At 46.6% G+C, this 20,552-nt stretch carries 17 protein-coding genes and 1 tRNA gene; 14 read left to right on the top strand and 4 right to left on the bottom strand.

Annotated elements, in window-relative coordinates:
* Positions 1 to 467: 467 nt before the first annotated feature.
* Both K5677_RS09140 and K5677_RS09135 read right to left on the bottom strand, forming a co-directional pair.
* Positions 468 to 752: a DUF6329 domain-containing protein gene (locus K5677_RS09140; protein WP_296727112.1), complete on the bottom strand. Its 285-nt coding sequence runs from the start codon at positions 750 to 752 to the stop codon at positions 468 to 470.
* 733 nt (positions 753 to 1,485) lie between these two features.
* Positions 1,486 to 1,561: transfer RNA gene (locus tag K5677_RS09135), tRNA-Gln, on the bottom strand.
* A 705-nt stretch (positions 1,562 to 2,266) separates the two neighbouring features.
* Here K5677_RS09135 and K5677_RS09130 point away from each other — a divergent pair.
* The 14 genes from K5677_RS09130 (at position 2,267) to K5677_RS09065 (ending at position 19,011) form a co-directional block, all read left to right on the top strand.
* Positions 2,267 to 4,627 (top strand): ATP-dependent helicase, encoded by a 2,361-nt coding sequence (locus tag K5677_RS09130; RefSeq protein ID WP_296727104.1) that lies wholly within the window; start codon positions 2,267 to 2,269, stop codon positions 4,625 to 4,627.
* Between the two features lie 30 nt (positions 4,628 to 4,657).
* A complete protein-coding gene (pyk, locus tag K5677_RS09125; RefSeq protein ID WP_296727102.1) occupies positions 4,658 to 6,082 on the top strand; it encodes a pyruvate kinase in 1,425 nt (474 codons plus the stop codon).
* Entirely contained in the window at positions 6,079 to 6,891 is an 813-nt protein-coding gene (locus tag K5677_RS09120) for a hypothetical protein (RefSeq protein ID WP_296727100.1), read from the top strand. The genes pyk and K5677_RS09120 overlap by 4 nt, the downstream gene beginning before the upstream one ends.
* Positions 6,881 to 7,735, top strand: a complete 855-nt coding sequence (locus K5677_RS09115) for a hypothetical protein (protein ID WP_296727098.1) — start codon at positions 6,881 to 6,883, stop codon at positions 7,733 to 7,735. Before K5677_RS09120 ends, K5677_RS09115 begins: the two co-directional genes overlap by 11 nt.
* Entirely contained in the window at positions 7,716 to 8,213 is a 498-nt protein-coding gene (locus K5677_RS09110) for a GNAT family N-acetyltransferase (protein WP_296727095.1), read from the top strand. Before K5677_RS09115 ends, K5677_RS09110 begins: the two co-directional genes overlap by 20 nt.
* A gap of 5 nt (positions 8,214 to 8,218) precedes the next feature.
* Complete coding sequence (locus K5677_RS09105; RefSeq protein ID WP_173460220.1) at positions 8,219 to 8,521, top strand: Dabb family protein; 303 nt, start codon at positions 8,219 to 8,221, stop codon at positions 8,519 to 8,521.
* 67 nt (positions 8,522 to 8,588) lie between these two features.
* A complete protein-coding gene (locus K5677_RS09100) occupies positions 8,589 to 9,332 on the top strand; it encodes an SDR family oxidoreductase (RefSeq protein WP_296727091.1) in 744 nt (247 codons plus the stop codon).
* Positions 9,333 to 9,383: 51 nt separating this feature from the next.
* On the top strand, positions 9,384 to 10,700 hold the full coding sequence (locus tag K5677_RS09095; protein WP_296727087.1) for a folylpolyglutamate synthase/dihydrofolate synthase family protein: 1,317 nt from the start codon (positions 9,384 to 9,386) through the stop codon (positions 10,698 to 10,700).
* A gap of 71 nt (positions 10,701 to 10,771) precedes the next feature.
* Complete coding sequence (locus K5677_RS09090; RefSeq protein ID WP_296727085.1) at positions 10,772 to 11,680, top strand: patatin family protein; 909 nt, start codon at positions 10,772 to 10,774, stop codon at positions 11,678 to 11,680.
* Positions 11,681 to 11,850: 170 nt separating this feature from the next.
* Complete coding sequence (locus K5677_RS09085) at positions 11,851 to 12,075, top strand: hypothetical protein (protein WP_296727082.1); 225 nt, start codon at positions 11,851 to 11,853, stop codon at positions 12,073 to 12,075.
* 9 nt (positions 12,076 to 12,084) lie between these two features.
* Positions 12,085 to 12,852, top strand: a complete 768-nt coding sequence (locus tag K5677_RS09080; protein WP_366849211.1) for an ABC transporter ATP-binding protein — start codon at positions 12,085 to 12,087, stop codon at positions 12,850 to 12,852.
* Positions 12,842 to 14,905, top strand: coding sequence for an ABC transporter permease (locus K5677_RS09075; RefSeq protein ID WP_296727078.1), 2,064 nt, complete (start codon positions 12,842 to 12,844; stop codon positions 14,903 to 14,905). The genes K5677_RS09080 and K5677_RS09075 overlap by 11 nt, the downstream gene beginning before the upstream one ends.
* Before the next feature lie 231 nt (positions 14,906 to 15,136).
* Positions 15,137 to 16,858: a SulP family inorganic anion transporter gene (locus K5677_RS09070; protein ID WP_296727076.1), complete on the top strand. Its 1,722-nt coding sequence runs from the start codon at positions 15,137 to 15,139 to the stop codon at positions 16,856 to 16,858.
* A gap of 548 nt (positions 16,859 to 17,406) precedes the next feature.
* Positions 17,407 to 19,011, top strand: a complete 1,605-nt coding sequence (locus K5677_RS09065; RefSeq protein WP_296727071.1) for an ATP-binding cassette domain-containing protein — start codon at positions 17,407 to 17,409, stop codon at positions 19,009 to 19,011.
* Between the two features lie 93 nt (positions 19,012 to 19,104).
* Here the strand turns inward: K5677_RS09065 and K5677_RS09060 are convergent, their stop codons facing one another.
* Complete coding sequence (locus tag K5677_RS09060) at positions 19,105 to 19,827, bottom strand: hypothetical protein (protein ID WP_296727068.1); 723 nt, start codon at positions 19,825 to 19,827, stop codon at positions 19,105 to 19,107.
* Positions 19,828 to 19,838: 11 nt separating this feature from the next.
* Entirely contained in the window at positions 19,839 to 20,552 is a 714-nt protein-coding gene (locus K5677_RS09055) for an NAD-dependent protein deacylase (RefSeq protein WP_296727067.1), read from the bottom strand.

The following is a 20,552-nucleotide window of genomic DNA, read 5'->3' as shown; positions in this document are numbered from 1 at the left end:
GGGACTTTCTATTGCCGACAGTATAATCAAGGAACATAACGGGAAAATATGGGCTGAAAGTTCAGGCGGATATAATGCTTTCTTTGTTTCCTTGCCGTTATAGTGTATTTGAGATCTATAGCCTACTGGCACACTCGCTTTCCGTTCCGCATAAGTTGATATTATGATTATGGCGCGCGCCGAAATCAGTGGATACCCTAATGGAACTGAATAACAGACAAAGAACTGAGATTTGCTCACACAAGCACTTCTCAGGTCACTTCTTTTCAGACGGTTAGTTTTTCCGCTCCGTAAGCTCGGACGGCTGTGAGGGGCATTTCCGTTCGCCAGAGGCATAGCAAGAGCGAGCTGCCGAAAAACAACTCGCCCTGCTGATTATTCGTCCTCATCGCTGCACTCGTCAAGTCCGTGAAGTAGCTGAATGTATACGCACTCTGCTCGGTCACGCTCCTCGCCCTCGATTGTCATCATAAGTTCAAGGAAATATGCCTTTGCTTCCTCATATCAGCTGATGTGAAGTCTGTCTTGTCTGTGTGAGCAAGTTCAGCGATCTTTTCAACAGTATCCTTGATCATGTCGTGAAGTTTCAGTTCGGGTTTGGAAGTCTGGTACCTTTCGTAGATCGACTTAGCATTTGGCACGAACATGGAAAGACGAGGATAATCAAATCCTTCCGCTTCGATGAGCAGTCCGTCTTCGCCGTACTCGTCAAGAAGCATTATGCAATGATAGGCATTCTTGTCCTCGTACATAAGGTCCCTGGCGGCAGTTATCGCCTCATGCTCCTGATATGGATTGGCTTTCAGTCTTTCAAAGTCGGAGTGAGGAAGGAATACCCATTTCTCGACCTCACATCGTTTGGTGTTGTGATCGGAAGCCTTGTGTATCAGTTTACCGTTCATGTAGAATTTGTTCATCTGATTCCTCCTGACATGATTATACCATAGACAGCAGGCGTGATCTGCTTTCTATGTATCTGGCGGAGAGCCTCCGCTGGCTTTTTCGCGTCATAATTGTTCTGTAATCGCAACTTATATTCCGCGCAGGAGAATTATACTGTTCGACCGCTTCACACACCGCACAAATCGTTCACAGCGGCTTTTGCTGATCTCGGTGGTGTAGTTTTCTAATCTGCCACCGATGCCGACAAAAACGGCTCACAAATTGCTGATGGTTTTTCTATCACTTGGTTTTTGGGAAAACAAAAAAGGACTCGATTCCAGTGTTTTCATATTTCGTGAAAACCACTAAAACCGAGTCCGAAACTTTGTATACTATTTTTGGACGACAAAATCGAAACTTGCCTGTATTTCGACCTTTGGATGGGACTGAATTTGCTCTTTTGAGAGTTCAAGTCCTTACACATGGCTAAAACAGCCCAATGTCATCTATGAAAATCGAAGTAAAATTTTCGAGATTTGGGTAGCAAAAAAGCCCGATATTTCAGGCTTTTTGGGGCATGTCATCAATTTAGTCATGACGATATGGTTGGGGTGGAAGGATTTGAACCCTCGAAATAACGGAGTCAGAGTCCGCTGCCTTACCACTTGGCGACACCCCAATATACGTACTGAATTATTCAGCTTTATTATTATACCACTGAAAATGAAACTTGTCAATAGGAAATATAAAAATTTATCATTTAACTATATAAACCGCAAAAAATCCTCATAAGGTATGGATTTCTGCGTATTTATCACATTTTCTGCCTTTTTCCTGTAATGCCTTGCTCATAGAGTCTCTCGTCGAGAAGCTCCTCTGTTTTGTTGTCTGGTGTCGGATCTGCTGCCGAGTCAGGTCTTATAGATATGGAGCTCAGAGATTGCCTTTGTGATCGCCGTATCAATAAAAAGCAAAAAAAATTCACATCAGGTCTTTTCAAGTATAATCAAATGTGCTATAATATAATCAAGGGCATCTGTAAAAAACCATTTTTGAGAAAAAACAGCTATGCACGATATATGCTGCGTCAAACTCCATCGGAGTGCGTCAGTACGCCTTCGGGAGCTTTCCGAGCCTCTGCCGCACCTATCTGGTTTTCCCTTAACCGAATAGGTTTTTAGAGATACCCTTAATGTAAACTCAATAAACCGCATTTTGCAAGCGCAAATCCTGTCTGATTCGAGGGATCTGCGCATCATATTTCTTTATGTGAATCTCATTTTGAACTGTCGGGTTGAGCAGACATTAATTAATAATTAGTATGAATTATATTGGGTATATCATGGATATGCTCTTTTAAATCAGTATAAATGGAGATCTTGTTATGGATATTAAAAATTACAATTCGGCAAAGCAGGCGGCACTGAAAAGATATTTCAGCCGTATGAATGAAATGCAGCAGGAGGCTGTATTCACTGTGAACGGACCTGTTCTTGTACTGGCAGGCGCAGGCAGCGGAAAGACTACGGTCATCGTAAACCGCATCGCTAATATGATAAATTTCGGAAATGCTTATTTTGATACTGCCCGTGAGGGAAGTGCCGAGGATATTGCCTTTCTTAATGACTATGCCGAGGGAAAGACAGATGATTTCGACACCCTCAGAGATATTGTTGCAGTCGATCCTGTCCGTCCGTGGAACATACTGGCTATAACCTTTACGAATAAGGCGGCAGGGGAGCTCAAGGAGAGACTTTCAGCTATGCTGGGCGATGAGGCTATGAACATTCACGCCTCTACATTCCACTCAGCCTGCGTAAGGATACTCAGAAGCGAGATAGAAGCTCTCGGCTATGGCAGAGATTTTACAATTTACGATTCCGACGACAGTCAGCGCATGATAAAGAACGTAATGGGCGATCTGGACGTTTCCGAGAAGCAGCTTGCACCAAAGGCAGTTCTCAGCGATATAAGCTTTGCAAAGGACAAGATGATAAGCCCTGCTGAGCTCCGCGCAGACGCAGGTCAGGACTACCGCAAGAAAATGGTGGCTAAGCTCTATGCCCTCTATCAGGAGAGAATGAGAGCCGCAAACGCCCTTGATTTCGATGATATACTGGTGCTGACGGTCGAGCTGTTCGAGCAGTTCCCCGAGGTGCTGGAGAAGTATCGCAGCCGCTTCAAGTACATAATGGTGGACGAGTATCAGGATACGAACCACGTACAGTTCAGACTGGTATCGCTTCTTTCCGAGGGACACAAGAACCTTTGCGTAGTCGGAGATGACGACCAGAGCATATATAAGTTCCGCGGCGCGAATATCGAAAATATCCTCGGCTTTGAGGAGCAGTTCGAGGGCGCAAAGGTTATAAGACTGGAGCAGAATTACCGCTCTACACATACTATCCTTGACGCGGCGAACTCCGTTATAAGCCACAATAACGGCAGAAAGCCCAAGACTCTCTGGACTTCGGGAGAAAAGGGCGACAAGGTCTACTGGTACAAGGCGATAGACGAGACAGATGAGGCTAAATTCGTGGCGGATACTATCCTCGAAAAATACAAGGAGACAGGACGCTATTCCGACAGCGCTGTTCTCTACCGCATGAATGCGCAGTCAAACTCTATCGAGCGTATGCTGGTAAGGTGCGGAATACCCTACAGGGTATACGGCGGTATGCGATTCTATGACCGCAAGGAGATAAAGGACGTTACCTCTTATCTCAGCTTTATAAACAACCACAATGATATGCTCCGCTTCAGACGTATAATCAACGAGCCAAAGCGCGGTATCGGTGACTCTACACTGACTGTTATCGAGGACATCAGCCGCGACCTAAAGCTTTCACCGTTTGATGTGCTGAAAAACTGTGAGGAGTATGCTCCGCTGTCAAAAAAGGTCACAGCGCTGAAAAATGCATATCAGATGTTTGAATATCTCACCGAGAAGTCAGAGGAACTTCCTCTTGATGAATTCCTCGATGTGCTCCTTGATAAGACAGGGTATCTTGACAGCTTAAAGACTCTTGAAAATGCCGATACCAAAATAGAGAACGTACAGGAGCTTCGCACATCTATGGTTCAGTACATGGAGCAGGCAGATGAGCCTTCACTCAGCGGATTCCTGGAGGAGGTCGCTCTCTATACCGAGGCTGACCGCGATGACGGCAGCGGCGACAAGGTAACTCTGATGACTATACACTCCGCAAAGGGACTGGAATACGAGAATATCTTCGTTATCGGCATGGACGACGGTATCTTCCCCAGCGCCCGTTCGTTTGACAGCGAGGACGACATGGAGGAGGAAAGACGCCTTGCATACGTTGCTATAACCCGTGCAAAGAAGCGTCTCTACCTCACCAATGCAAGACAGCGTATGCTCTTCGGACAGACTCAGCATAACGTTACATCGCGATTTATGAAAGAGATAGGCAGCGAGCTTGTCGAAAAGCACGACAACGCCGCAGCTATGAAGCAGCAGCTTGAGGCTGAGGATAAGTCCGTTACCGAGGTCCGCTCTGCAACACTTCAGCAGCAGCTTGCAAGAAGCAAGAAAACATCATCAGCCGCTACGAAGGAGGCTGTTGCATATACAGCAGGCGAAAAGGTATCCCACAGCATATTCGGCGAGGGCGTTATAGTCTCGGTAAAGCCAATGGCTAACGATTCTATGCTTGAGATAGCCTTCGACAAGGTCGGCACCAAGAAGATAATGGCGAATTACGCAAAGCTCAAAAAGCTCTGATAAGCTCTTTACGGAAAGAGGAAAACTACAATGAGAAAGACTAAGATAGTTTGTACCATAGGTCCTGCAACAGACGATGAAAATATCATGCGTGAGCTCATGCTGGCAGGCATGAATGTAGCTCGTTTCAACTTCTCACACGGAGACTATGAGACTCACGAAAAGCGTTTCCGTGTTATCGAAAGGCTCAGAAAGGAGCTCGACCTGCCGGTTGCGACTCTTCTCGACACAAAGGGACCTGAGATAAGACTGGGAAAATTCGTTGACGACAAGCCTGTTGAGATACATGACGGCGATACCTATACCCTGACCACCGAGGACGTGCTCTGTGATGACAAGGTGGGAAGCATAAGCTTCAAGAAGCTTCCCCGTGACGTCAGCATGGGTACAAGGATACTCATAAATGACGGAGTTATCGAGCTTCTTGCAGAAAAGGTAACTACCACGGAGATAGTCTGCCGTGTGGTTCACGGCGGAACTCTTTCCAACAACAAGGGCATAAATGTCCCCGGAGTAAAGCTCTCTATGCCGTATCTCAGCGAAAGAGATATGGACGACCTTGAATTCGGCTCAAAAATGGGCTTTGATTTCATTGCTGCAAGCTTTGTCCGTACCGCAGCGGACATAAACTACCTGAGAAAATTCACTCAGAGCCTCGGCTGGTTCGATGTAAGGATAATCGCCAAGATAGAGAACACCGACGGCGTTGAGAATATCGACGAGATACTTGAAGCCGCAGACGGTATCATGGTTGCCCGCGGAGATATGGGCGTTGAGATACCCTTCGAGCAGATACCTGCTATCCAGAAGTCTCTTATTAAGAAGGGCTACAACGCAGGCAAGCAGGTCATTACTGCCACACAGATGCTTGAATCAATGATAACCAATCCACGTCCTACCCGTGCGGAGATAACCGACGTTGCAAATGCTCTCTATGACGGCACCAGTGCTATCATGTTATCAGGCGAGACTGCCGCAGGAGCTTTCCCTGTGGAAGCCGTAAAGACTATGGCTCTCATTGCCGAGACTACTGAGAACAATATCAACTATAAAGCACGTTTCGCATCAAGAAGCTCCGAGCAGAACGGAAGTGTTGCCGAGGCTATTGCTCATGCGACTGTGACTACTGCCCACGACCTCAACGCAAAGGCAATAATCACTGTATCTCTCGGCGGACAGACTGCGAGACTTATCTCAAAGTATCGTCCCAGCTGTCCTATTATCAGCTGCACTATGAGCGAGGTGGTATGCCGCCAGATGAATATGAGCTGGGGAGTTATACCATTTATAATAGATGAAAAGACCAACACCGACGACCTCTTTGCCGCAGCTGTTGAGGCTGCCGAGTCTCACCGACTCGTTGAGGACGGCGACCTTGTGGCTATCACCGCAGGCGTACCTCTCGGTATATCAGGTACTACCAACCTTATGAAGGTCGAAAGAATAGGAAAATGAACAGGGAGCTCAGTAAAAAGATAAGAAGAGCGGAGTTCTTTTCGGGACTTGCCCTGACTATTGTCTTAGGTCTGGCGATATTAATAGGCACACTGATCTTTCGGAAGCTTTGGATGTCCTTTAAAATGGCGGCGCTGCTGCTCATAGCAGTAATGTTCCTCATGGGCAGACACCGTGACCGCAGCATGAGCTATTATATGGCTTCGGCGTTTTCCATTATTGCCATATCCCAAGCCTATGAGCTCTACAGTGACTTAACTCTTATTTTAGATTTGAAGCCGGATGAAACGGAATATTTCCTGCGGTCGGCAGTTGTTGGAATGATAAGTTCAGCCGTTTCATTTGCCGCTGCAATTATGTGCGCACTGATATACATGGGCATGATATCAATTATGCGCCGCAGAACGCTGATGATATTTCTGTATGTGTTCATAGCTGCCTGTATACTGCCATTTGCTGTTGACGGCGGCAATTTACTGTCAGAGCTGACGCTGCTGCTTTCTCTGTGCTTTGCAAACGAAAACGTCAGCACCGAGAAAAAGCTCGGTAAAATCGGAAGGCTCAGTATAACCTTCTTTCCGATAGCTGTTATTGCAGCCGCAGGTCTTATGGCTGTAGGGACATTGGCGCCTATTGTCGGATTTTCAGACGGAACGGGCGAAAATATGGAAAAAATCGCGGTGATCGGTACTGCTTTCATTGCATCAGGAATAATAGCCCTTGTAATTATGGTGCTTCTGTTTCCACTTTTTCTGCTGGATAAGCAATTTCCGTATGATATGCAAAGGATAAACTCAAATGATACATAATACTTCAAAACGCAGCAGGATACTTGAAATAATCATCGCATTTCTCCTTATAAGACCGACATTGCTGACTATTTTCAGCTTTTATTCACTTGATGGCGACGATGTAAGGAGAATGATACTGAATCAGGCACTATATGGGCTTTTGGTAACTGTTCCGCCTGCGATACTCATAATACCGCGGAAATACGACCGTGCATGGTCAAAGCTTCTTATAGGAGTTTCCCTTGCGGCGAATTTCTTCACAAGCGACGGCTTGCGCTATATCACGGACTTCGGCTTATTTGTGCAAAGGATCCGCTATGGTCTGGACATTTTTGCAGCAAATATTGGCGCTTTGATGCTGTTTCTGCTGAGTATAGCTTCGGCTATAGTGGTTCTTCTGATGATGTTCGGCGTAATAAAATGGCAGGACAGAAAAACTCTGCTTATCTGCCTTTATATAATTGCAGGTCTTGCGGCATTGGCAGCTTTGGTTTCACGTCAGAGGTCGGTAATTACCATGACTCTGCTGCTTATGATATGCTTTATGCACGAAACTCAGGAAAAGACTGATGTAAAAGCCGTTATCGGCTGGATAGGTGCTTTTGTGGGAGCAATATCCGATATTTTCTTTGATTACAGGCTCAATAATATGACTTCTTCCATCGACACTGATTCGGGTTTGCTTGGTTATCTTCAGAGCGTACAGTTCGGGACCGGGCTTATCACTTTCAGGACTATCGCTTATGCAGCGGCAATGGCGCTTATCCCACTTATAATTTTTGAGCGCAAAGAGCCTCTTGAAAGAGCAGCTGCTGCTCCCGATACCGATGAGGAATACGCAGATGACGACGATAACGACTGAACGCCTTATCCTCCGACCTCTCACACTTGACGACGCAGAAGCGGCTTTTGAATGGACAGGCGACGCGAGAGTTGCAAGATACATGATATACTCAACTCACGAGAGCGTTGAGACCACTAAGGAATGGCTCAGAAGCATAAAGCCCTCTGAGAATGTTTTCGGCTTTGTGCGAAAGAGCGATAATAAGCTCATAGGCTCAGGCGGAATAAGACTACTTGAGGACGGCTTCTGGGAGTTCGGATATAACTTCAGACACGACTGCTGGGGACAGGGCTATGCTACAGAGGCTTCAAGGGCTATGATAGGATATGTAAGAAGCTGCCGCGGAAATATCCGTCTGAGGTCTGAATGTGCCGTTGAGAATACAGCCTCTGCACACGTAATAGAAAAGTGCGGACTTGTGTTCAAGGAATACGGCGAATACACAAGCTATGACGGAAAAAAGACTTTTAAAGCTAAAATTTACGAAAGCAGGTAATTATTATGATAAAACACATTGTTATGTTCAAATTAAAGGAAGCTGACGGCAGAAGCGAATACGAAAACGCTCTTGAAGCTCAGAAGCGCTTCGACAGCGTCATCGCTAATGTCAAGGAGCTTAAAAAGGGCGAGGTTGTCATCAACTCAAAGGACGCTCCCGAGAGCAATTACACTATCTCACTTCTCTGCGACTTTGACAGCATTGACGACCTCAATGCATATCAGGTACACCCTGCACACCTTGAATTCGGTAAATTCATCGGCAGTGTAAAGACCGACAGGGCTTGTATCGACTACGAATACTGATATATTTTCTCCCGTCATGCGGCGGGAGAATTATATATATATCTATATCCGTCAGGAGGAAGAAAACATGGTAAACGTAAAAGGCAAATGGGCGCTCATTACGGGCGCAAGCCGTGGTATCGGATATCTTTCCGCAATATTCATGGCTAAGCAGGGGTGCAATCTTGTTCTCCACAGCAGAACAGAGGAGCACTGCGCAAAGGTTCTCAGCGAGGTTAAGGCGCTGGGAGTTGACGCTTACATTGTGACAGCAGAGCTTTCAGACATGGAACAGGTTGAGAAAATGTGCAGAGCTATTGATGAGAGAGGGACAAAGCTCGACATTATCCTCAACAATGCAGGACTTCAGATAGCATACAGAACAGATTATCTGGCAACTCCCGCATCGGATTATGACATAAGCTTCAGGATAAACACTACAGCACCTATGATGATATGCTATCATTTCCTTCCGGGAATGAAGGAGAGAGGCTTCGGACGCATAGTGAATACTACGAGCGGCATCGACCTTGAACCCGAGCAGGCAGGCTATTCCGCAGCAAAGGCAGCTCTCAACAAGATAACACGTGACCTCGGCAAGAATTACGAGGGAACTGACGTAACTCTGAGCCTTACAGATCCGGGCTGGTGCAGAACAGATCTTGGCGGACCTAATGCGCCTAATTCTCCTGAGAGCGCTCTTCCCGGCGTACTTGTGGGAGCTTTCATCGACGATAAGAAGTGCGGACGTATCTTCTCAGCACAGGAGTTTACGGGCATGACACTTGAAGACGCCGCTGCAAAGGCTGAAAAGCAGGCAGGAGTGTATTAAAACATACAGGGCGGCACTGCCGCCCTGATAACATTATTCAAAGGAGAAACCATGAACATCGAAGAATGTATGAGCTTTATAAACTCCTATACCAAGTCAGGGGGCAGGATAACCGACCTCTCCCGTGCGAGGGAGCTTATGAAGCGTGTGGGCGATCCGCAGGAGCGGTTGAAGTTCGTTCATATCGCAGGCACAAACGGAAAGGGCTCTACCCTTGAATATATCGGCAGAGCGCTCCAGCTTTCGGGCTATAGGACGGGAAAGTTCACCTCGCCCTTTGTGCTGAGATATACGGACAGGATACGCATAAACGACGACGAGATAGACGATAATTCCCTCTGCGAGCTTGCTGAGTTCGTAAAGGAGCGCGTTGACGACAAAGCTTATTCCCAGTTCGAGATAACAATGGCAATAGCACTGCTGTGGTTCGAGCGTGAGAAATGTGATATAGTCGTGCTTGAAACGGGCATAGGCGGAACTCTTGACTCCACAAATGTTATACCGCCGCCACTTCTGTCGGTCATAACGTCCATATCTCTTGACCATACGGCACTTCTCGGCGATACGGTAGAGGAGATAGCCTCCCACAAGGCAGGCATTATAAAGAGCGGCTCGGCTGTGGTGCTTTCCGACGACAATCCCGACAGCGTCAAGGAGCTTGTCCGTGAGACCGCCGAAAAAGTCGGTGCGGAGCTTGTACCTCTTGAGCCTGTTATACCTGCGGCAGACGGCGGACTCTTCTCGCCGTTTATCTACAGGGGATTAAAGCTTACCCCTGCAATGGCAGGCATACACCAGAAGTACAACGCACAGACAGCCATAACTGCCTGCATATATCTTCGTGACAAGGGCTTTTCCGTAAGCGACAGCGCACTGATAGAGGCTGTTGAGACTACACAGGTCAAGGCGCGTGTGCAGTACATAGACGGCGAGCCTCCTGTTATCGTGGACGGCGGTCATAATCCATCGGGGGTGAATATGCTGTCACTTATGCTGATGTATCTCAGCACGAGAGGGAAGAAGATATACACGGTCATGGGTATGGTGGACTCAAAGGACTATATCGACTGTGTAAAGACTATCTCGGGACTTTCTGACAAGCTTTTTGCGGTGGACGGATTTGCTCCCAATGCTGTTCCTGCGGAGACTATCGCGGATATTGCTTCATTCCGTACAGAGGCGGAGTTCGGCAGTCTTGCAGAGTGCGCTGAAAAGGCAAAGGAGCTTGCCCGTGAAAACAACGGCGTGGCAGTTATATGCGGTTCGCTTTATCTTGCCAGCGAATATTTAAATCATAATTTAACGCCTTTGGCGTCCCGAAAAATTGGTATTGTAGGGGCGAACATTGTTCGCCCGTGTCAAAATTGATGTGTATGTTTGCGGGCGCACATTGTGCGCCCCTACATCATTAAATTTTGATTTAAACGAGAGGTGACATAATGAAGAAAATAAAGGTTTATTCAGGGATAGAGACACTGCCGAAGGGGAGAGCTTCGGATAATATCACAGAGGGCTGTATAGTCCTTGAGGGCGGAGCATTCCGCGGAGTCTATACCTCGGGAGTCCTTGACGCTCTCATGGAGGAGGACATAAATATGCGCTGTACTGTGGGCGTTTCCGCAGGAGCACTAAACGGTGTAAATTACGTTTCGGGGCAGATAGGGCGCTCAGGCAGGATAAATCTCCGCTACCGCCATGACAGCCGTTATGTAGGTCCTAAGGCTATCCGCAGGAACAAGGGGATAATCGGCTTTGATTTCGTGTTCGGAGATATGGCTAAGGTGCCTCCCCTTGACAAGAAGTGCTTTATGGACAATTCAAGGCAGTTCTATGCAGTGGTCACAGACCTGAAAACCGGAAAGACGGAGTATATGGAAAAGAACTCAGGGCTTCCTCCGCTGAGGGCTGTACGCGCGTCAGCCTCTATGCCATTTGTGTCAAAGCCTGTCATTATAAACGGCAGACCATACCTTGACGGCGGGTGCAGCTGCAAGATACCTTATCAGTTCGCCATAGACAAGGGCTTTGATAAGATAATCGTCATAAAGACCAGACACGGGGACTTCCGCAAGAGCGTAAGCGACAGGAAGCTCCGCGCAGAGAACGTGGTATACCGCAATTATCCCGAATTTGCAAGGGCGCTCATCAACAGCAATGCCAACTATAACCGACAGTGTGACGAGCTGGAAAGGCTTGCTGCCGAGGGACGAATATTCCTTATCGCTCCGTCGGAAAATATCGGTGTAAGCCGCCTTGATGGCGATATGGAAAAGCTGGGACACATTTATAATATGGGATACAGCGACGCTAAGAAAGAGCTGGAAAGGCTCCGTGAGTACCTTAAATAACCAATATTATCGGGGCGATGTGAGCATCGCCCTCCTTTTATTCACTAACATTACAAAACTGTAAGGTTGTGTAATGTTAAAAATACGACAGAAGTACCTGCATGATGTATAATAAGATCATGGAAAGGGAGAAAGGCTCCCGAAAACAAACACCGAAAGGAAATGATCTTATGAAAAAGCTTACATCAAAAATAATCAGAACACTCTGCACTATCAGTACTATAGCAATTATTCCTGTAGCCATTTTAGAGATATACGAAATAATAAGCGGCACAGCAGCTGTTGATCCACACCTCGGAAACCTGACAGAAGGAATTTTCTGGAGCTTATTTGCAGTATCCCAGCTGTGCAATTGGTACATCTGCAAACACAATAGAGAAAAGGCAGCATTATAAGGAGATAATATCATGTCATTACTCAGATTACAGAACGTTGAAAAATACTACGGAAGCAGATCAAGCCTTACAAAGGCAGTTGACGATATCTCGTTCAATGTGGAGAATGGCGAGTTCACAGCTATTATGGGAGCTTCGGGAAGCGGCAAGACCACGCTTCTCAACTGCATATCCACCATTGACCGCGTTACCGCAGGTCACATAATGCTTGAGGAGCAGGACATCACACAGCTGAAGGGCAAGGAGCTTAACAAGTTCCGCCGTGACAAGCTGGGATTCATCTTTCAGGACTTCAACCTTATGGATACCCTTACAGCCTATGAGAATATCGCTCTTGCGCTTTCTATTCAGAAGCGCTCTGCAAAGGACATAGACAAGGCTGTAAAGACTGTGGCAGAACAGCTCGGTATAACAGATGTGCTCAGCAAGTATCCCTATGAGATGTCAGGCGGACAAAAGCAGAGAGTTGCCTCTGCAAGAGCTATCGTTACATCTCCTAAGCTTGTACTCGCTGACGAGCCGACAGGCGCACTGGATTCAAAGTCGGCAAAAATGCTTCTTGAGCGCTTTAACTACCTCAACCATGAGTGCGGTGCAACTATTATAATGGTAACTCACGATTCCTTTACCGCAAGCTATGCCTCGAGAGTCCTCTTTATCAAGGACGGCAAGGTCTTCAACGAGATAAACCGAGGCGGAGACAGCCGCAAGCAGTTCTTTGACAAGATAATCAATGTGGTTACACTGCTCGGAGGTGACGTCAGCGATGCTCTTTAAGATATCCCTCAGCAATATCCGCAAAAGTATCAAGGACTATGCGGTGTACTTTTTCACCCTTGTTCTCGGAGTTGCTGTATTCTATGTTTTCAACGCCATAGAGACACAGACAGCATTTATCGCAGTGTCAGAAGACCAGCGTGAGATAATAAAGATACTCACAACGGCTATCTCGGGAGTCAGCGTATTCATTGCCGTAGTACTGGGACTTCTCATCGTGTACGCCAGCCGCTTCCTGATGAAGCGCCGCAACAAGGAATTTGCCCTGTATATGATGCTGGGCATGAGTAAGTGGAAAATATCCGCACTTCTCCTCTGCGAGACAGTCATCATCGGTATCGGCTCACTTTTTGTAGGACTCCTCATCGGTGTGGGACTTTCGCAGGTCATGAGCGCCGTAGTTGCAAATCTTTTTGAAGCCGACATGAACGATTACAGGTTCACCGTGTCGGGCTCTGCAATAGCAAAGACCATTCTCTACTTTGGTATCATGTACGTTGTGGTAATGCTGAGAAGCGGCTTTGTTATCAGCAAATGCAGACTTATAACCCTTATTAACTCAGGAAAACGCTCCGAGAAGATAACCATGAAGAACCCGTGGCTCTGTGTTATAGTATTCATTATTTCCGCTGCAGCTCTCGTCTGGGCGTATCATACAGTTGGCTGGGATTTTGAGCATATCAATGAAAAAAGGATAGGTCTCGCCATACTTGCAGGCATCGTTTCCACATTCTTTATCTTCTGGTCTGTGGCAGGAATGCTCCTTAGAGTGGTGATGTCCGCAAAGGGAGTTTATCACCGCGGACTCAACAGCTTCACATTCCGTCAGCTCAGCAGCAAGATAAATACAACTATCGCTTCAATGACGATTATATGCCTTATGCTCTTTGTGACTATATGCACTCTCTCAACTGCGTTCACTATCAGAAATTCCATGAATCAGGGTGTTGAGGAGAATTATCCCGTGGATTTCTATGTTCAATTTGCAGAGAGCGCGGACGATCCCGAGAATCCGTGGCTTTACAAGGGCGGCAATATCGACGATGTATACGCACAGCAGAACGAAAGCATTTATGACGAGTTCGGCGAATATCTCCACTTCCATGACTATATCGACGAGGACTTTACCTTCTATGACTACATGGGAGATAAAAGAGATGAATTCTTGGAGAATAATAATGAATTATACTCTCATTTCAACTTCACCGAAACTATCATAAAGCTCAGCGATTATAACGCTCTTATGAAGCTCTACGGCAGGGAGCAGATAGAGCTTGCCAACGACGAATATGCAATATGTGCAAATGCTCTTGGCTTTACAGATATTTATACAGGGTTCCTTAAAGATAAGCCCGAGGCAGTAATATACGGCAAATCTCTCAAGCCTAAGTTCACAAAATGTATCGAGACGTCTATCTACCCCGGAATGCAGGCAAATAATGCAGGTGTTTTTATAGTTCCCGACAATGCAGTATCAGAGAATGGTCAGTGCTTTGATAATTTTGTGGGCAACTACAAGGCTACAGATAAAAATGGCATTGCAGAAGCTGAGAAAACTGCCCGTGCAAAATGGGAAAACGCAATACACTGGTATACGAGCGACACAAAGGGCGGAACTAACTACAATATGTCCACAAGGATAGAGACTGTCAACAGCGCTATAGGAATCGGCGCTATCGTTACATTCCTCGGATTTTACATCGGATTCATCTTCCTCGTTTCCTGCGGTGCTATCCTTGCACTGAAGGAGCTCTCAGAGAGCGCAGACAACATTCCGAGATACACCATGCTCCGCAAGCTGGGTGTAGAGGAGAAGTCTATAACAAAGTCAATATTCAGCCAGTCGGGAATATTCTTCCTGCTGCCGCTGCTGCTGGCTTGCCTCCACGCATACGTGGGAATGAGATTTGCCAAGATCGGACTTGACCTGCTTATAGTGGGGGACTATATAAAGCCTGTTATCTTCACCGCAGGAGTAGTGGTGCTGATATACGGCGGATACTTCCTCCTCACCTTCCTTGGCAGCAAGGCGATAGTAAGAGAACAGAAGTAAGCTTTTCCATGATATAGTTGAAACGGCTCTCCGTATGGGGAGCTGTTTTGTTGTATTGGCGTACATACAGGCTAAATGCTATAGATTTTCTCCACGGCTGACAGGAATATATATAAACCGACAAAATTTTTCTCCCTGTCTGAAATCTCTTGAAAAGCGCTGTTTTTAGTAGTATAATAGATAGCGTTGCGTGTTTTTTATCAAAAAATAACGAAAAAAGAGGTTGGAAATATGGCTGAAAAAGCATTGAAACCCACAGAAGAAAAGCTAAAGCCAAAGCTTTTCTCGGTAATGAAGACCTACACCAAGGAGCAGTTCATAAAGGACATTATCTCAGGCATTATAGTTGCTATCATAGCGCTGCCTCTGTCTATCGCCCTTGCTCTTGCTTCCGGAGTTGGTCCTGAGCAGGGACTTTACACCGCTATCATCGCAGGCTTTATCGTATCATTCTTAGGCGGAAGCCGTGTGCAGATAGCAGGTCCTACAGCAGCATTTGCAACTACCGTTGCAGGCATTGTTGCGACTGAGGGCATGAGTGGACTTGCCATATCGGCTATCATGGCTGGTATTATCCTCATCGTCATGGGCTTCTGCCGCTTCGGAGCTCTCATCAAGTACATACCGGGAACTATCACAACAGGCTTTACCTTTGGTATTGCCGTGACTATCCTTCTCGGACAGGTAAAGGATTTCCTCGGACTTACCTATGATAAGGAGATAATGCAGGAAAAGCTGGGCTTTGCTTCTCCTATCGAGACAGTTGAAAAGGTAAAGGCGATAGGCTTCTTTATGGATACTATCAACTGGCAGGCATTGCTTATCGGCGTTATTTCGCTGGCAATACTCATACTCTGGCCGAAAAAGCTGGAGAAGATACCTGCTTCACTTATTGCGGTAATCGTCTGTTCCGCTATTGTAAAGCTCAGCAATATCAATGTAAACACCATAGGTGACCTTTATAAAATATCAAATTCACTTCCAAAGCTCACAGTTCCCGAGGTCACATTTGACAGAGTAAGGGCTCTTATCCCGAATGCATTCACTATCGCAGTCCTTGCGGCAGTTGAGTCGCTGCTCTCCTGTGTTGTTGCAGACGGTATGATAGGCTCAAAGCACCGTTCAAATATGGAGCTGGTAGCACAGGGCGCAGCTAATATCGGCTCTGCATTCTTCGGTGGTATCCCTGCTACAGGCGCTATCGCCCGTACAGCTGCCAACGTAAAGAACGGCGGACGCACACCTGTTGCGGGCATGGTGCATTCAGTAGTCCTTGTAGTTATACTGGTAGTTCTGATGCCTTATGCTTCGCTTATACCTATGCCAACTATCGCAGCTATACTCTTTATCGTTGCATATAATATGTGTGGCTGGAGAAACATCAGAAACACAGTAAAAACAGCTCCTAAGAGCGACATCGCAGTTCTTTTCGTGACACTGATACTTACAGTTGTATTTGACCTTGTAGTAGCTATCGGAGTAGGTATGGTAATGGCTGCACTTCTCTTTATGAAGCGTATGGCAGACGTTACTGAGGCTCATGCATGGAAGGATATAGATGACGAGGATACCGATCCCGATAATATCCTTCTCAAGAAGATACCAAAGAATACCCGTGTATTCGAGATAAACGGACCTATGTTCTTTGCGGCTACGGATAAGTACAAGTACGTGCTCAGTGATAAGGATATAGATGTTCTTTGTATCAGAATGAGAAACGTGCCTGCTATCGACGCTACAGGCGTTGAGGCTCTCATGCGCATCGTAAAGCGCTGTGAGCGCCATAACGTAAAGGTAGTATTCTCTCACGTAAACGAGCAGCCTATGAAGGTAATGAGAAAGGCAGGCTTTGTTGAGAGGGTAGGCGAGCAGAACTTCTGCGACCATATTGATACAGCTTTGGCGAGGGCAGAGGCTATAGAGAAAGAGATAGAATCAAAGAAAGTGAAATAAATCAGAAGCACCGTAAAGAAATAACCTTTACGGTGCTTTTTGGCAAATGAGCATTTGCGCAAAGTCAGAGGAGAAAACCTGTGTTTTTTCGTGAATATGTACAAACAGCTTTGATTTGTCCACCTAATCTGCAAAAAATGAGTTGCAAATGTAAACTATCCATGATAATATAGTATACAGAGAATGGTCCTTGAAGTTCCAATTCTCATGCGGATAGCAGAAATGTCTATCTGTAAGCCTGCGAGGGCTTTTGAAAATCATCCTCATTGAACCGATGCCGAAGTTTCAGTGTTCTTCGGTGTCGGGATTTTTTTGTCTTTACAAGACCTTGGAAATATGGTATAATAATTTTTGTTGTGCATTAAGACAAGCTTATAAACACATAGTTGAGAATTGAGAGTTTAGAGTTGAGAGTTATGGTGCCGCCTGCGGCGGTATTATTTAAATAATGTGAGCGAAGCGAACACATTAACTCTGAACTCTCCACTCTCAACTCTAAACTGAATCAATTATTACAAAGTTATAATTGATTTGAGAAAGGACCAGATATGATAACAGTAAGCAATGTGAGCGTGCAGTTCGGCGGCTCAACACTTTTCAAAAATGTAAACCTTAAATTCACAAACGGCAACTGCTACGGCGTTATCGGCGCCAACGGAGCAGGAAAGTCTACTTTCCTCCGCGTGCTCTGCGGCGAGCTGGAGCCTGCTTCGGGCGAGGTCACTATGCCAAAGGAGGAGCGCCTCAGCGTCCTCAAGCAGGACCACTTCGCATACGATGAGTATACAGTTCTTGATACTGTGATTATGGGCAACGCCCGTCTTTACGAGATAATGCAGGAAAAGGACGCTCTCTATGCAAAGGAGGATTTTTCCGAGGAGGACGGCGTAAAGGCTTCCGAACTCGAAGGCGAGTTTGCTGAGCTCAACGGCTGGGAGGCAGAATCCGACGCCTCAAAGCTCATACAGGGACTCGGTCTTTCCGAGAATATACTCTATTCTCAGATGTCAGGACTCTCGGGCAACGAAAAGGTAAAGGTGCTTCTTGCGCAGGCTCTTTTCGGAAATCCCGATATAATACTCCTTGACGAGCCTACTAACCACCTTGATATAGACGCAGTACGCTGGCTGGAGGAGTTCCTCTCGGAGTACTTCGGTACAGTCATCGTTGTTTCCCATGACCGTCACTTCCTCAATAATGTCTGCACCCATATCGTTGATATAGACTATAACAAGATAAAGATGTATGTGGGCAACTATGAATTCTGGTATGAGTCAAGTCAGCTCATTCAGCGTATGATAAAACAGCAGAACAAGAAGAACGAGGAGAAGATAAAGGAGCTCAAGGATTTCATCGCCAGATTCTCCGCTAATAAGTCAAAGTCAAATCAGGCTACCTCACGCCGTAAGCTCATCGAGAAGCTCACTGTTGAGGAGCTACCTGCATCAAGCAGAAGATACCCCTTTATCGGCTTTGATATGGACAGAGAGCTTGGCAAGGATATTCTTCAGGTGGAGGGACTTACCAAGACCGTTGACGGCGTAAAGCTTCTCAATAATGTGAGCTTCACCCTCGGCAGAAACGATAAGGTGGCTTTTGTGGGTGAGAGCGAGCAGGCTATCACCATGCTGTTCAAGATACTCATGGAGGAGGAACAGCCCGATTCTGGAAGCTTCAAGTGGGGCGTATCTGTAACTACATCTTATATGCCTGTTGATAACTCAGAGTACTTCAACGGCTGTGAGCTATCAATTCTTGACTGGATAAGACAGTACTCCGTAAAGGACGAGACAGAGACCTATCTCCGCGGATTTTTGGGACGTATGCTCTTTTCGGGAGATGACGTTTACAAGCCTGTAAATGTGCTTTCGGGAGGCGAAAAGGTGAGATGTATGTTCTCGCGCATGATGCTTTTCGGCTCTAATGTGCTGGTGCTTGACCGTCCTACAAACCACCTTGACCTTGAAAGCATTACCGCTGTAAACAACAGCCTTATCAACTTCAAGGGAGTAGTGCTCCTTGCTTCGCACGACCATGAGATAATGCAGACCACAGCTAACCGCATAATCGAGATAACTCCCGACGGCTGTCTCGACAGACAGGGAACATACGAGGAGTTTATCGATTTCAAGAAGGAAAACGGCTTGCTGTAAGCCCTTAGCCCCTGCATTTTGATTTCTATTAACAAATGAACAAAACACAATGCCCCTAAGCGTTTTGAAACACTTAGGGGCAAAAAAATTCGCTTATTCAAACGGTATCAGCTCATTGACGCATTTTTCGCGCCACTGAGTGTAGAAGTCAGTGCTCTGCACCAGCTTCATTGCCTCCTCGGCGGCAGTGTCCTGAACCATGCTTTCATAGCTCTGTGTATAGGCATAAACACGGTATGGAGCGCTGTTGACGATAAGGTCAACGAAGTTATATTCTGTCTCTGTCTCGGCAGGGGCGGCTTCGTCGGGAGAAGCAACGCTGACATTGCAGGCGCTGACGGGGTCGGCTTCAGCAACAAGAGAGACAAGTCTCTGTGTATCCTCGGTGCTGAGCTCTCCGAGCTTGCTGTAATCACCGAACAGCATGAAATCATCGTCCTTTGTTTCGGTGAGAACAGAAGCCAGCCAGCGGTCGTCGTCAAGCTGATAATTCTCGGTATACTCGTCATCACTTGTCCATAGTCTGTTGAAGCGGTCAATAGTACCCTCGTTGTGCATATAGAATCCGCACCAGACAGTTCCGTCTGCCTGAACTATAAGGTCGGATTTAGTGTAGGAATTGATATTGTATAGTCTTTCGCGATAAATGATACGGCTTTCGGCGGAGCTTGTTTCGGCGGTTTGCTGAGCGGTGGTCAGCTCTGCGGCTTTGGGTAAAGGCGGAAGGGCAGACCGGGTATCGGTACTGCTTGGCTTTCCCGAACCGCAGCCTGATAGTAGTATCGCTGATAAAGCGGCGGCTGTAAGTCGTTTCATGGGATTTCCTCCTAAATACGGGAGAAGACTTCTCCGATTTTGTCACAAATGAGCAGGTCTGCGCTGCTGTCCATCTGAGTTGGAGCCATATTTATTATGACAAGATCCTTGCCTCGGAAGTATCGGATAAGTCCTGCGGCAGGGTAAACGTTCAGCGAAGTTCCGCCGATAATAAGGGTGTCGGCGTTGCTGATAGCGCGGACTGCTCCGTTTACGGTGCTGTCGTCGAGAGACTCCTCATAGAGAACGACATCGGGTTTTACAACACCGCCGCACTGGCATTTTGGCACTCCCTCCGAGTCTATGATGTACTGAACATCATGGAATTTTCCGCATTTTGTGCAGTAATTGCGGAGAACGCTTCCGTGAAGCTCATATACCTGCCTGCTGCCTGCTGCCTGATGAAGTCCGTCTATGTTCTGGGTAACGACAGCGGAGAGCTTACCCTGCTTTTCGAGCTCGGCAAGCTTGATATGGGCAGCATTCGGCTTCGCGCCGAGGCAGAGCATTTTTGCTCTGTAAAAGCGGTAGAATTCCTCGGTTTTCTTCATAAAGAATGTGTGGCTGAGGATAGTTTCGGGCGGATAGTCCCACTGCTGACTGTAGAGACCATCAACACTGCGGAAGTCGGGGATACCGCTTTCCGTTGAGACGCCTGCACCGCCGAAGAATACGATATTATTGGACTCGCTGACGATTTCGGCGAGTTTTTCGATATTATCCAT

The sequence above is a fragment of the Ruminococcus sp. genome, from assembly GCF_024684275.1.
This window is presented reverse-complemented; position numbering and strand designations above follow the sequence as displayed.